A 15241-nucleotide genomic window follows, 5' to 3' on the forward strand; every position below is an offset into this window, starting at 1 on the left:
GCTGCAATAATACTTTAAGTTGAAGAATCACAGAAATACAAATCTTACCTGCATATAAAAACATTGCTTATTTTTAAAAATCTTATCATCTAACGAAATTACCATGAACAATTCAAGAAGGAATTTTATAAAGCAAAGCACTTTTACAATGGCAGCATTTTCATTGGCAAAAACCAAATCTTTCGCATCGGCTTTTGCGGCCGATCATATTACAGGCGTTCAGTTATATTCTGTAAGGGATGATATGGGCAAAGACCCGTCGGGCACTTTAAAACAATTGGCCGCCATGGGCTATGAATATGTAGAACATGCCAATTACAGGAACAGGAAGTTTTATGGATACACGGCGCCGGAATTTAAAAAGCTTTTAGATGATCTCGGTTTGAAAATGCGCAGCGGCCACACAGTTATGACAGCAGCACATTGGGATGATGCAAAAAATGATTTTACCGATGTTTGGAAACAAACCGTAGAAGATGCAGCAACCCTTGGCCAGCAATACGTAATAAGCCCCTGGCTTGATGAAGCCTTGAGAACAGATATGGACAAGCTTAAAAAGATGATGGATATATTTAACAAGAGCGGGGAACTATGCACCAAATACAATATGAAGTTTGGTTATCATAACCACGATTTCGAAATTGTTACAAAAGTGGGCGATGAGAATTTATATGATTTCATCATTAAAAACACCAATCCGAACCTGGTGATCCAGCAGATAGATATTGGCAATATGTATGGCAATGGCGGCAGGGCTATTGAGATCATGAAAAAATATCCGGGCCGCTTTCAGTCCATGCACGTAAAAGATGAGATAAAAGCAGCCAAAGGTGAAATGGGCGGTGAACCTTATGAAAGCGCCGTGCTTGGTAAAGGCGTTTTGAATGTGAGGGAAATTCTTGACTATGGCAAAAAACATAGCGGCACCAAACATTTCATTATAGAACAGGAATCTTACCAGGGCCAGGCGCCGCTTGATGCAGTGAAGGAAGACCTGGTTATGATGAAGAAATGGGGATATTAAATTCAGCTTATATATTTTTACAAAGCGCTCAATTGAGGAGCGCTTTGTGTTTATAGAACCTGTTATTTGACTGTTATGTGAACCTGTTTTTTAACTAATTGCATTACCTTCGCAGCTACCAAAATTGACTTCCAAAGCAGATGAGCCTATCCCTAAAAAAGAAGTATTTCATTGTTGCAGGTATTGTATTGCTAATTTTATTTGGGCTGAATTCTTTTGGGCAAGATCCATCCATAACATCATTTACCCCAACCATAATTTGCCAGGGAGACGAAATAACAATAACAGGAACTGATCTTAAAGATGTCACATCTGTCTCAGTTGGCGGCTCACCCGCAGATAAGGTAAAGGCAGTAAATGATAAAACCGTTACTGCTACTATACCATACCCGCTAAAAAGCGGGAAGGTTTCGGTAACAACAAAAGAAGGTAAATCAGCAACAAGCAATGAAACTTTAGAAATAAAACCAGTACCACAACCTGTTCTTACCGATCAGACTCCGGGAAGATTTTCTGATTTTGCCAATTGTAATGGAAGCGTGAGCTATACATTAACAGTTGAAAATAATTCTGTGGCTGCAGGAGGTTCATGTGATTACGATATTGACTGGGGAGATAATACACCTCATTTTACACAAACTAATTGGCAGGAAGGTTCTCAAACAACACATACATACAAGGCACAAGGTTATTTTAAAATAATATTTACAATTACTCCTGCAAACGGTTGTACAAAAACTACTAGTTATAATTTTTATAGCGGCGGGAATCCGGTGGGTGGTTTTGGTTCTGATCAACCAACAATTAACCTTTGTGCTCCAGCCACAATTTCTTTTAAGATAACAGGCCAGTGGTATAACAATACACCAGGTACTTATTATTATATTAATTGGGGGGATAATTCTGATACAACATTGCAGCATCCTTTAAATTCGACCAATTCTGATCAAGTCGTTACACATACTTACACAAATACCTCTTGTCCTTATGCAAGTTATTTCACCGCTACATTTAAGGCTGCTAATGGATGTGTTCCAAGTAACGGGTCATGGTCTCCAATAGGTATTGGTATAAAACCAACTGCAAGTTTCAACGTTGATCAAACTACTATTTGCATAAACGACCCAATTTGCCTTGAGAATACTAGTTCAGCAGCGTATTCAGGATCAACTTTAGATTGCAATAGCCCTAGCAGCTACAAGTGGGATTTTGGAGATGGAGAAACATCCCAATCAACAAATCCGGCTTGTCATACTTATAAAAAACCAGGAACCTATAAATTAAAGTTATCTGCAACTTCATTCTGTGGTACTGACGATAGTACAGAAACCATTGTTGTTAAAGATATTTCTGCTACTCCAACAGTTATAACCCCAGTAACATACTGTCAAAACGAAACAGCAACCCAGCTTACAGCCACCGGCGCTAATTTATTATGGTATGAAGAAGCAACAGGTGGCATTGGCAAAACCACAGCGCCAACGCCTTCTACAAGTACAGCCGGCACCAAAACTTATTATGTAAGCCAAACTATAAACGGCCAGTGCGAAAGCCCGAGAACAGCCATTACTGTAATTGTGCACGCTCTGCCACCAGCGCCCACAGTAAATACACCGTTGCTGTTATGCAAGGGTAAACAAGCAGTTCCGTTAACCGCAACAGGCACCAATCTGCTATGGTACACCGCTGTAACCGGCGGTACAGGTTCAGCAACAGCGCCAACGCCGTCAACAAGCAATACTGGTACGGTTTATTATTATGTAAGCCAAACAACCAATAATTGCGAAGGGCCAAGGGCAATGATAGAAGTTATAGTAGAAGATATTCCGCCTCCACCAACTGTAACTTCGCCGGTTAGTTATTGTCAGAATCAACTATCCTCGCCTTTAATGGCAAACGGTACAGGTTTGCTATGGTACACAGTTGCCACAGGCGGTACGGGAAACCCCGCAGCGCCAACGCCTTCTACATCCACGCCAGGTAAGGCGTTTTATTATGTAAGCTCGTCTAACCATTGCGGCGAAAGCCAGAGAACGAAGATTGAAGTAAATGTATTGCCCGGCCCGTCAGCAACCATAAGTTATACCAAGGATGTTTTATGTAATGCTGATGATGATGCCAATTCACCTAACCCACCGGTTCCCGTAACATTAAACGGCGAGCAGGGCGGCACATTTTCAGTAAGCCCTTCCGGTTTATCAATAGATCCATTATCTGGAACAATAACACCGGCTGGCGCGGCAGCAGGCACTTATACTATAAGATATTTTATTAGGAGCAGCGGTGGCTGCGCAGACTTCTCAACCACAACCTCCGTAACCATTAGCAGCACACCGATAGCTGAAATAAGTTACCGTTTAATATGTAGTACCGATGATGAAGTAAGCCCAACAATTAACGGAACACACGGCGGCGTATTTACTTCTACGCCCGGCTTAATTATTGATGCATCAACCGGGGTAATTTCTCCGGCTGAAAGCAAACCCGGCACTTACGGTGTCACCTATACCATTGCAGCCTCTTCTCCCTGCCCGGGTTTTACTGCAAAAACAAATATTACGATCAATAAAGCGCCGGATGCAAGCATAAGCTATGCTCCAACCAATCTTTGTAATGTTAAGCGTACAGCCGAAACGCCCAATCCGCCTGTAAACGTAAATTTAACCGGTACAACAGGCGGCGTGTATTCTATATCTCCTTCATCAGGTTTACCGATGAGCAGCGATGGAACGCTTGATCCATCGGAAGCGCAGGCAGGTAATTATACCATCACTTATACAATTCCGGCTTCGGGCGGGTGTGCTGTTTTCACAACATCGGCTACGGTAACTGTAAGCAGCACCCCATCGGCAACTATACAATACCCGTTAATCTGCTCTTCCGATGCACCTGTCAGCCCGCAGCTTAAAGGAACAACGGGCGGATCCTACAGTTCTTCCGAAGGCCTTGCTATCAATTCAGCAACAGGTATTATTACACCGGCAAACAGTAAGCCTGGCAATTATACCGTTACCTATACTATTGCGGCTTCAGCGCCGTGCCCCGGGTTTTCTACTACAACAAATATTACAATAACACCTGCACCAAATGCAGATATAAGTTATGGCAAAACCAGTTTCTGCAATACAATTAATAACAATAACAGCAACCCGCCGGTTGATGTTATTCTAACAGGAGTGCATGGAGGCACTTACAGTATAAACCCATCATCAGGCTTACCAATTGATATAAATTCCGGAACAATAACGCCCGCCGGCGCAACACCGGGTACTTATACGGTTATTTACACCATCAAAGCCGGGGGCGGCTGCGCAGCCTTCGCCACTTCCGCAACGGTTATTATAAGTGCAACACCTTCTGCCACTATCAGCTATGCCGGCGCACCGTTCTGCACCGGATCAAATAATATTCAGCAGGTTACATTAACCGGAACACAGGGAGGCACATTCACATCATCGCCTGGCTTATCAGTTGATGCCCGCACAGGAGCCATTAACCCATCGCTGAGCAAACCAGGCATATACACCGTTACCTATACCATTGCACCTTCATCTCCTTGTCCGGGTTTTACAACCACTGCGGTGGTTACGATAAACGAAAGCCCGTCCATTTCATTTGATGTTTCCAAGCAATCGGTATGCTCCGGCGAAACTGCAGTTTTTAAACCGGCATCTACAGTTGCAACAACGGTTTACAACTGGTCAGTAAAAGGCGCACTTCCTGCAAATGTGGAAGGCGTAACGGCGGGTAAAACAACGGGCGAAAATTCAGCCATTAGTTTAATGTTTACCAATTCAGGCACAACAAGCGAAACTATTGTGATTGAGGTGATACCGGTTAACCCGGTTTCCAATCCTTGCGCCGGGCTGCCGTATGAGCTTAGCCTGACTGTGAATCCAATACCAGCCCCGCTAAAAGGCAGCACCACCGAATTTTGCATGCATTCGCCATCTGTAGCATTAACCGCCAATGCAGATGCAGGCAATACGGTTAAGTGGTATGATGAAAATAATATCTTGCTGGGCCAGCCGCCTGTCATCAACACGCAAAATCCTGCACAGTATATTTTTTATGCTACGCAAACCAACATGTATGGCTGCGAAAGCCCGGCATCAGCATTTGCCGCAGTGGTTCACCCGGTTGCCAAAATCACCAGCGCTTCTTATACCAACCCAACATTGTGCGGCCTTCCTTCCGGGTCTGTTACATTAAATGTTGTTGACCTTAATGGCAACGCTATGCCTGAATTGCCGGTTACAGTTCACTATATAAAATTCCAAACAGCATATAGCATTAAAAGCAAAACAAATGCCGCAGGGCAAATTATAATACCGCTTACTGCCGGCACCTATTCTGATTTTTATGTGGAAACATTTGGTTGTCCGTCTCAAAAAATTCCAAATGTATTTGTGTTGAAAGACCCAACGCCGCCGGCGCAGCCTATTGCAGGGTATAATGCACCCATTTGTACAGGCGCCGTTTTAAATTTATCCGCATCATCGCCCACCAGTTCGCAAATTGGGACCATAAATTATGTATGGGTGGGCCCTGCTTTTGGCAGCGAACCGGATACATCCCAAAATACCGTTGTTTCCATTCCAAATGCCCAAACTAATTACAATGGTATTTACATTGTATATGCCATTCAAAACAACTGTATTTCCACGCCATCAACTTTTACGGTTGAGATAAAGCAATCGCCCGCTAAACCGGTTATTGCCACTAAAACGCCTTTGTGCATAGGCGACAACCTTTCACTTTCAGCTACCAGTTCTATTCCCGGCAATAACACCCTTAACTATGTTTGGAACGGGCCGGGTTCAGGCTTCCCGGTAAATAATGCTACTGCAGGCATTGCGCCGGTTACAATTGAAGATGCAGGCGTATATTCCATCACCGTTACTTCGCCGCAAACCGGTTGCAGTGCAACAGCAAATACCTTAATTGAAGTGGGTGGTTACCCCATTGTTAAGTTCAGCAAAGATTTCTTTAATGTGCCAACCGGCTATACCATGCAGATTACGCCCGCTATTACAAACGCATCAGACAGAAATATTCTGCCCATTGCAAAATATGAATGGACGCCGCCGGATAACATTCAATGTAACGATGCCGCCTGCTCCCTGCCAACATTAATTGTAAAGAATAATATTTGTTACACCGTTAAAGCAACTAATGTTTATGGCTGTAGCGGCAGCGATACCATTTGTATAAATACATTCTGCACCAATGCCCAGGTGTTTATTCCAAATGCATTTACGCCCAGGGGCCTGGCCGCCAATTCAAGGTTTATGGTAAGAGGTTCAGGCATTGCATCAATTAAATCATTCAGGATATTTAACCGTTGGGGAAGGCTTGTTTTTGAGAGAAACAATTTTGCGCCCAATGATCCTAATTATGGCTGGGATGGCTATATAAATGGAAAGCTTGCAGATATGGGCGTATATGTTTATACCGCAGATGTGGTATGCGAAAACGGAACACCGTACCAGTATAAAGGCAACGTAACCTTACTTCAATAGTTGTATGGAAAAGATATTAAAACCATTCCTGCTTTTTTATATGATGCTGATGTGCTTTGGCAGCCATGCGCAGGATATTGGCTTCTCGCAATTTTATGACCAGCCATTGCTGCGCAACCCGGCACTGGCAGGCATTTTTAATGGCGATATAAGGTTTACGGCTTCTTACAGAAACCAATGGCAAAGCGTAACCATACCTTATCGCACATTTGGTATAAGCTCCGAAATAAAATTCCCGATGCAGATAATGGATTATGATGTTACCGGCACATTTGGGCTGGAAATATTCAGGGATGTTGCGGGCACTTCAGAATTTAGTACCACGCAAATTTTACCAGCCTGGAATATAAGCGTAAGAACAGGCGAAAATTCGTTTTTGTCGGGCGGCTTTATGGCAGGTTTAATGCAGCAAAAATTCGATCCTTCAAAACTTATACTGAACGACCAGTTTGTTGGTAACAGCGATGGCAGTTTTTCTGTACTGCCTTATACCAGCCAGGTTTTTAATAAAACCAGCGTTAATTATTTAGACCTGTCGCTGGGCGTAACCTATAAAAGTTCCCTGAATGAAAATGTAGATTTTTATGTGGGTGCGGGCTTGTTTCATTTAACCAATCCTTCTGTTGGCTTTTTTGATGGCAGCAAGATCATGCTCAATAAAAAATTAGCGTTGAATGCCGGTTTATCAAACGCCATTGGCGATGCCAATGAATTGATTTTGTATGCTGATTATTTTGATCAATATACAAGCAATTTTAAACGGGTGGGTATAAATACAGCCCAGTTTGGGATAATGTATAACCATGCTTTTTTTGAATCGGATGGCAGCGCTTCTATAACCGGCGGGTTGCTTTACAGGTGGAACGATGCCATTATACCGGTTGTGCAACTGGAGCTTGCAAAATTTACCATCGGCGCAAGCTATGATGCGAATGTAAGCAAGCTGGTAGTGGCATCGCAGGCACGCGGCGGTTTTGAGCTCACTTTATCTTTCAAGTCGTTTCTTAATTCAAGAAACCCGGACCTGATGAGTGCACGGTGCCCGGGTTTCGGTAAACGAAAAACAAATCCGTATTATTGACTGTTCACGCTAAAGCTTCTGCCGCAAATTCTTTCTCTTCCTTAAATGCCACCCTCGGTTTTAAGCCAAGTAAATTAAACATGGCATCATCTTCTTCAAAGCTTGGATTTGGCGTGGTTAATAATTTGTCACCCGCGAAAATAGAATTGGCGCCAGCCATAAAACATAAAGCCTGTTCGCTCACGCTCATGCTTGTGCGGCCTGCGCTTAAACGCACCATCGCCTTCGGCATAAGAATACGCGCTGTAGCGATCATGCGAACCATATCCCAAACATCCACGTGCTGATTATGTTCCAATGGCGTACCGGCAACCGGCACCAATGCATTAATCGGCACACTTTCCGGATGCTCCGGCATAGTAGATAATGTATGCAGCATTTTTATGCGGTCTTCATGTTTTTCACCCAAACCAATTATGCCGCCGCAGCAAACACTCACGCCGGCTTTACGCACATGCTCCAAAGTATCCAACCGGTCTTCATAAGTGCGCGTTGTAATAATCTGCTCATAATATTCAGAAGAAGTATCAAGGTTATGGTTGTATGCATACAAACCGGCATCGGCCAGTTTTTGTGCCTGTGTTTCGCTTAACATTCCAAGCGTGCAGCAAACTTCCATACCCATTTCATTCACGCCTTTCACCATTTCCAAAACACGGTCAAAGTCGCGGTTATCACGCACTTCGCGCCAGGCTGCACCCATACAAAAACGGGTACTGCCTGCATCTTTTGCTTTTTGCGCATAAGCAAGCACTTCATCTTTTTTCATCAGCGCATGCACATTTACACCGGTATTATAACGTGCAGCCTGCGGACAGTAAGCACAATCTTCTGTGCAGCCACCGGTTTTAATGCTCAGCAAAGTGCATACCTGCACCTCTGCGGTATCGTTATATTTTTTGTGAACGTTTGCCGCCCTTAAAATAAGTTCAAGAACGGGCGTATTGTATATTTCGTAAATCTCTTCTATTGACCAATTGTTACGGATATCATCCTGCATATAAACTTTATTTGAAAGGCAAAAATAGGGAAGTTGGTTTTTATGGTAATGCCGAAGCTTTACCAGCTTTATCACGGAAATCATATTTAGCGCCAATTAACATGCCGCTGGTATTCATTTTTTGTTTGAATGGTGTAAATGAATTAGCAATGCTTGAGCGCCTGTATTTGAAACAAGGTTCAATAAAAAATTGATTTTTGTTTGTATGAAGTGAAAAAAATTATGCTTGTATTTTTTAGTACTTCCGAAGTATCTTTTAATACTTCCGTCATACTTTTTGCTGTGCAGGCACCTGTGCCTTGTAACTTAAAACAGAAACCCGCGGCCATAAAAATTATATTTTTGAACGAACGTTAAAAAGCATTTATCAATTCAAAACCAGCGCTTGCTATGCATTATTCCTGTTTCAAAAATTGTATTGTTATTATCAATATTATTTGCTGCCTGTGCTTTACACATTCATCTTATGCCCAAACAAAGCCAAACATAATTATCTTTTTATGCGATGACCTTAACCAGCAGGATGTGGGTTGTTATGGCAACACCGATGTGCATACGCCCAATATGGATAAGCTGGCAACAGAAGGTTTACGTTTTACAAAAGCCTACGCCGCATCGCCCATGTGCTCACCGTCCCGCAGTGTATTGTTTACCGGCCTCTATCCTTTTCATAATGGCTCGCAAATGAATCATTTCACCGTGCGCCCCGGCATCAGCAGCCTGCCTTATTACCTGCAACAACAGGGTTATCGCGTAGTAATTGCAGGAAAGATTGATGTATTTCCCGCAGATAAATTTCCGTTTGAACATATTGGTAAAGAGTTTGGGAAATATGAACCTGTAAGCAATCGTACAGACAGGAAGAAAGAAACCGTGCACCTGATAGAAGCACATTTTAAAACAAAGCCTGGCCAACCTTTATGTCTTATTGTTGCTCCATGGATTCCGCATGTTCCGTGGTTTCCTAATAAAGATTTTAATCCGCAGCAATTAAAGTTACCGGAATACCTGGCAGATACAAAAGAAACCCGGCAAGCGCTTGCTGCCTATTATCAAAGTATTAGTGTGGCTGATGAAATGTTCGGCGAAGTTTTGCAGGCTTTGGACCAGGCAGGCGAAAAAGAACATACGGCCGTAATGCTCACATCAGACCAGGGCGCACAATTTCCTTCCGCTAAATGGACGGTTTATGACCAGGGCCTGAGAGTGCCTTTAATTGTAAGATGGCCGGGAAAAACAATGGCAGGCACAACAACAGATGCATTGGTTTCACTGGCAGATATAACGCCAACGCTGATAGACATGGCAGATGGAAAAGCAATTGAAGGGCTTGACGGTTCTTCTTTTAAAGAAGTGTTGCTGAATAAGAAAAAAGATCATCACCAATATGTTTTTGCTGAAACTTCAATGGAGCCGCATTATTGGTATAACTATACGCCGGCACGTTCCGTTATTACGGCAGAAGGTTTTCATTATATTAAAAATTATCATCCGGGCACACGCTTTATCACGCATATAGACAGTGTAGAAAGAAATGAATTTTATTTTGACTCCTGGGTGCAGCAGGCATCATCGGATAATAAAACGAAATTTCTGCTCAGCCGTTACAGTTACCGCCCGCCGGAAGAACTTTTTAATTTAAACAATGACCGCGCTGAATTTAAAAACCTCGCCGGTAATAGAGCATACATTAAACAACTGATGACAATGCGCCTTCTTTTAAAACAGGAATTAAACCGGCAGGGAGAAACAGAAACGATGATAAAAGAAGGGCCGTTGCCTGAGTTTTCTGACCACAGTTATACCATCAGGCAACATAACAGCGCCGCTGACCTTTCATTCAACAAAAAATTATGGAACCCTGGTGTGCTCTATATTACAGCCTGGATTGAAGGAACAAATAACGGTGGTGTAATTTGTGATTACTTCAATAATTTTAAACTGTATGCTTATAAAAACAGGATAGGGATTATGCTTGCTGACAGCACTGTATTGGAAAGCGCTGTATTACCTGCAAACAGCGGGCATTTGCTGGTGCGCCTTTCTGCACAGGGCGATTTAAATATTCAGTTTAACCATGAACCTGTATTAAGCAAACAGCTTGATAAGGACCTTACAAAAATAAAAGGCGGTTACGTTACCTGCGGAAAAATTCAGGGCGAGGCATATAGCGGCAGGCTGCAGAGTTTCCAGGGCACAATATCTGATTTACGGTTTACGATGAATTCATTATTAAGCGGGCCGAATGCACCGTAAGATGATAATAAATTGCAGTAACGACAATACAAAAAACGAAAGGGACGAGTATTAAAAATCAGGAGGCAATTTTTTTGGAACTGCGTGGATATTCGTAAATCTTTGTATTGTGCGGTCATGCTAAGGGGCAGCAGTACTATAATTGAAGATAAAATCTAATACCTAAACAGAAAGCATAAAATTGTATTTTTGGTACCCAATGGCAGACAAAGCTTTCATAACTCCCAATGTACTCAAATGGGCAAGAGAATCGGCAAAAATGTCCGAAGAAATTGCGGCTGCTAAGGTTTCTGTGAGCGTTGACAAGCTTCAAGAGTGGGAAAATGGAGCGAGTCAGCCAACTATTAAGCAAGCTCAGACTCTGGCAAAAGCTTATAAGAGACCTTTTGCCTTATTCTTTCTCCCAGAAATACCCAGAGACTTCCAACCTCTCCAAGACTTTAGAAAGAGTGGTTCAAAATCATTAACGACTTCTTCAATTTTCATCATTCGTGAAATTCAACAAAAGCAAGCATGGATAAGTGATGCCTATGCCGACAATGATGAAATCAAATTACCATTTGTAGGACGGTTTACTATTAATGATAACCCACAAACAGTTGCCCAAGACATTTTAAAAACATTGGATATTCATCCGACTCACTACAAATCAGAAAATCCAATTAGAGAATGGATAGACGCAGCAGAAACAAAAGGGATTTTTGTATCGAGAACTAGTTTTATACATTCTCGTTTAAAACTGGATTCAGAAGAATTACAGGGGTTTGCAATTTCTGACCCCTTTGCTCCTTTTGTATTTGTAAACTCTGATGATTGGAATGCTCCTCAACTTTTTACACTTCTTCATGAAATAGCCCATATTTGGATTTCAGAAACTGGTATATCGAATGATATAGAACCAGAAATTAAAAACAAAGATAAATTTCACCCGGTGGAATTATTCTGTAATGAAGTGGCTGCAAACGCTTTAATGCCTAAAGATATAGTGCTAAATTTTGGCACTCAAATTTATCAAAATTCTAAAGAGGCTTTTAAGGCGGCAAGACTTCTTGGTGTGAGTTCTTTTGCTCTTATTGTAAGAGCATTAAATCTAGGATTAATTTCTATTCCGATATATCAAAAATTAAAAAAGCAAGCTGATATAGATTTTGCTGAATACTTAAAACGTGAAGCTGAAAAAAAGGCAAAACAGAAAGAAAAAGAAAACCCAGGTGGTCCAAACTATTTTCTATTGCAACTAAACAGAAATAGTAGGCTTTTTACACAAACGGTTTTAGATGCATTTCGTGGAGGTTCTATTGAACCAACATTGGCAAGTAATCTACTTAATGTTCAAATAAATAAATTTCAAAAACTCGAAGCACAACTTTTTAGATGAGCACATTGGCAAATAAGTATTGTTTAGATGCCAATGTGTTAATTCAAGCATGGCAAAAATATTATAACCCCAAATTTTGTCCAGACTATTGGAGTATTCTTATTGAATTAGGCAAACAAGGTAAAATATTCATTCCTGAGTCAGTTTATGAGGAAATAACAAGAACAGAAGACGACTTATCTAAATGGTTAAAAGCCAGTAAAATCCCGATACAGAACATCACTGAAGCGGTTACCGTTTGCCTTCAAAAAATATACACTCACGACCCGCTTCATAAAAATTTGGTTGACAATACTAAAGCTCGTTCATTGGCTGATCCTTGGGTGATTGCACATGCAATAAATGAAAATGCCACAGTTGTTACAAAAGAAGAAAAAGTTACTGCTTTAAGTTCGACAAGGATTAAAATTCCAAATGTTTGTGACAACATGGGAGTTCGATGGATTAACGACTTTGACTTTGTTCATGAATTAGGAATTCAATTCACTTGCTCAATTAAATAGACAACACATCGGAGAAAGCACGAACCACCAACAAAAGTATGCAAAAGCAGTGCTGGGCATTGTAGCATGAACTATTGTGTATTACGTTTAACTAAAAGCAATATGAATACTCAAATTCACAAATCAAAAGGTCCTTGTGTTTATATTCCGCCACCTTTATTTTACGTCTTAATTTTTATAGCTGCTATATTTATTCAAAAAAGATTACCCATTTCAGACACGTTATTCCACACAACGATAATAAAAATTTTGGGAACAATTATTTTAATCGTTGCAGTATTTTTCTTAGTCAAAAGCCTGCGACAATTCTTTTTGACAAAAAACACAGTAATTCTTATTAAACCTGCTTCCTCACTTCAAACTACAGGAATTTATGCAATTACACGAAACCCGATGTACCTGGGTTTGGCTATTTTGTATTTAGGTATTACATGCTTTATCGGAAATTGGTGGAATGTGATTCTTTTTCCTTTGCTGCTCATAATCGTACAGGAATACATTATTAAGCGTGAGGAAAAATATTTAGAAATTGAATTTGGGCAAGAATACGAAGCGTATAAAAATAAGGTGAGAAGATGGTTGTAAGAAATGATTTGCGGCAACTTCAGGCACTATTTATTGTGTTATGTTATTTTCACTCCAGGATTATTTTCTGCAAAAACAACTTCTTTTACATCGCCCGTTCTTTTTAAACGCCCTGTTGTAAGCACATTGCGGCAGGCAAGGGAAAAGATAATTGCGTGGTATATTCGAAACACCATCTCGACAAAGAAATGTTTACAATAGCTTAGTCTTATTCCTTCAGCATGTATAATAAAGCTATAAATTTTGAAATAAATAATTAATCACCTTCTGTTCAATCCCATTATAAATTTATTTGTAAGATTTATAGGCCACCATGAATTCATTTTGAGCATCAGGGAAACCAATCGTTGACCAATATTTAAGGCAAATTATTTTTTGGTGAAAAGTGAAGCTACTCCTCATTTATATTTTTAATAGAGGCAATTGCCAATATGCAGTATGTATAAATAAGAAGAGGCTGGTGATGCCAGCCTCTTCTTCAAGTGTAAATTTAATTCATGCAAGTTCTTTTTCAGAAGGTGATTTAATCGTGTTAAAATTCGTTTGCAGCTCTTCGCCCGTTAAATCGAAGTACAGGTTTTGCAATTCATGCAAATGCTTAACCGGCCTCAGGTTTTTCAAGTTATCACAAAACAGGCTGACGCCGTTATCATCCAGGGTGCATTTAAAATGATCGCATTCAAAAACAGATGAGTCTGTAATCCAGCTAAACTGCGTGAAGCCTGAATGCAATAAAATTTGTTTTGTAATGCTGATGGGAATAAGAAGGTCTGGTTTAACCCATTTCCCATCTACCTGAACCTGGTTCCTGCTGATTTCCGTAACCCTTCGTGTTCGATGCTCGTCATCTTCATAAAAAGATTGCACTTTAAAAAAATTACCAATGCGTAAAGATGGTAGTTTCATAAGATTGAGCTTTAATAGTGAATAATAAATTACATTTTAAAGTTACGTAAAATCACGGCATATATTATTGAGAGAAATATTATGTGGACTATTTCTTATCTGGTGAAACGGTTGGCATACATATTGTTATTTCCCGAAAAAATTCATTCTATGAAAAGTGTTTCATTGTTCCTGCTTGCCGCTGTTCTGTTTTGCTCCTGTTCTAAAAACAATAATGATGATGCGGGCACATCAGGGCAAACTGATTTCAGTGTTTATCTTACAGATGATCCGGGTAAATATGATAAAGTAAATATTGATGTGCAAAGTGTTGAAGTGCATTACAGTGATGATGCAGGCGATGCATGGCACAATATAAAAATGGTTTCTCCGGGCGTGCATGACCTTTTAAAATTCACAAATGGCAAAGACACACTTCTTGCCAGGGAAAATATCGCTTCAAAAAAAATAACACAAATACGGCTTATTTTAGGCGAGAACAATACCGTTGTAGCAGATGGTATAACTTATCCTTTAAAAACACCTTCCGCACAGGAATCCGGGTTAAAGCTCAATGTAGATGCCACTTTAACGCCCGGCGTTGAATATGCAATATGGACGGATTTTGACGCTTCCAAATCAATTGTTGTTACAGGCAATAATCAATATATTCTTAAACCCGTTATCCGTGTTTACACAAAGGCTGCTTCCGGTTCTATAAACGGCATTGTTTTACCACCAGCAGCCGAACCCTGGGTATATGTGCTTAACGGCGCTGATACAATTGCATCCGCCATGCCCGATACTGTCACCGGTGCATTTCTAATACATGGCCTCGAAGCAGGCAGTTATAATGTTGCAATTGACGGCAACAATAATTTTAATGATACCATTTATAACGATGTTCAGGTATCAATAGGTAATGTAACAGAAACAGGTACAACAAACCTGCATCAATAGTCAATCACATTCACATTACAGGCACAACAAAAAGAGCAGCCCGGCTG

11 protein-coding genes are annotated in these 15241 nt (G+C 40.9%); 9 read left to right on the forward strand and 2 right to left on the reverse strand.

Annotated elements, in window-relative coordinates:
* The first annotated feature begins 103 nt into the window (after nt 1–103).
* From BM015_RS16950 to BM015_RS16960, 3 genes are all read left to right on the forward strand, one after another.
* On the forward strand, nt 104–1024 hold the full coding sequence (locus BM015_RS16950) for a sugar phosphate isomerase/epimerase family protein (RefSeq protein WP_090661343.1): 921 nt from the start codon (nt 104–106) through the stop codon (nt 1022–1024).
* A gap of 140 nt (nt 1025–1164) precedes the next feature.
* Nucleotides 1165–6546 carry an Ig-like domain-containing protein gene (locus BM015_RS16955; protein ID WP_090661346.1) on the forward strand — a complete coding sequence of 1794 codons (5382 nt, stop codon included), beginning with the start codon at nt 1165–1167 and terminating at the stop codon, nt 6544–6546.
* Nucleotides 6547–6550: 4 nt separating this feature from the next.
* Nucleotides 6551–7627, forward strand: a complete 1077-nt coding sequence (locus BM015_RS16960; RefSeq protein WP_090661350.1) for a PorP/SprF family type IX secretion system membrane protein — start codon at nt 6551–6553, stop codon at nt 7625–7627.
* A 4-nt stretch (nt 7628–7631) separates the two neighbouring features.
* On the opposite strand, the gene bioB is transcribed toward BM015_RS16960, so the two are convergent.
* A complete protein-coding gene (gene bioB, locus BM015_RS16965) occupies nt 7632–8627 on the reverse strand; it encodes a biotin synthase BioB (RefSeq protein ID WP_090661353.1) in 996 nt (331 codons plus the stop codon).
* A gap of 11 nt (nt 8628–8638) precedes the next feature.
* Between bioB and BM015_RS16970 the strand changes: the two genes are divergently transcribed.
* The 5 genes from BM015_RS16970 to BM015_RS16990 all read left to right on the forward strand — a co-directional run bounded on the left by BM015_RS16970 (nt 8639) and on the right by BM015_RS16990 (nt 13349).
* Nucleotides 8639–8821: a hypothetical protein gene (locus BM015_RS16970; RefSeq protein ID WP_090661356.1), complete on the forward strand. Its 183-nt coding sequence runs from the start codon at nt 8639–8641 to the stop codon at nt 8819–8821.
* Nucleotides 8822–9017: 196 nt separating this feature from the next.
* The gene (locus tag BM015_RS16975) at nt 9018–10883 is read left to right on the forward strand and encodes a sulfatase family protein (protein WP_090661359.1); all 1866 of its coding nucleotides are present in this window, start codon (nt 9018–9020) and stop codon (nt 10881–10883) included.
* A gap of 199 nt (nt 10884–11082) precedes the next feature.
* Nucleotides 11083–12261 (forward strand): XRE family transcriptional regulator, encoded by a 1179-nt coding sequence (locus BM015_RS16980; RefSeq protein WP_090661362.1) that lies wholly within the window; start codon nt 11083–11085, stop codon nt 12259–12261.
* Nucleotides 12258–12764 carry a DUF4411 family protein gene (locus BM015_RS16985; protein WP_090661365.1) on the forward strand — a complete coding sequence of 169 codons (507 nt, stop codon included), beginning with the start codon at nt 12258–12260 and terminating at the stop codon, nt 12762–12764. Before BM015_RS16980 ends, BM015_RS16985 begins: the two co-directional genes overlap by 4 nt.
* Nucleotides 12765–12866: 102 nt before the next feature.
* Nucleotides 12867–13349, forward strand: a complete 483-nt coding sequence (locus BM015_RS16990; protein WP_177191946.1) for a methyltransferase family protein — start codon at nt 12867–12869, stop codon at nt 13347–13349.
* 495 nt (nt 13350–13844) lie between these two features.
* Here the strand turns inward: BM015_RS16990 and BM015_RS16995 are convergent, their stop codons facing one another.
* Nucleotides 13845–14255, reverse strand: coding sequence for a hypothetical protein (locus tag BM015_RS16995; RefSeq protein ID WP_090661371.1), 411 nt, complete (start codon nt 14253–14255; stop codon nt 13845–13847).
* 150 nt (nt 14256–14405) lie between these two features.
* On the opposite strand from BM015_RS16995, the gene BM015_RS17000 reads away from it, so the two are divergent.
* Nucleotides 14406–15194 carry a DUF4382 domain-containing protein gene (locus BM015_RS17000; protein ID WP_177191947.1) on the forward strand — a complete coding sequence of 263 codons (789 nt, stop codon included), beginning with the start codon at nt 14406–14408 and terminating at the stop codon, nt 15192–15194.
* Nucleotides 15195–15241 lie beyond the last annotated feature (47 nt).

Source organism: Parafilimonas terrae (assembly GCF_900115755.1).
Lineage (GTDB): Bacteria > Bacteroidota > Bacteroidia > Chitinophagales > Chitinophagaceae > Parafilimonas > Parafilimonas terrae.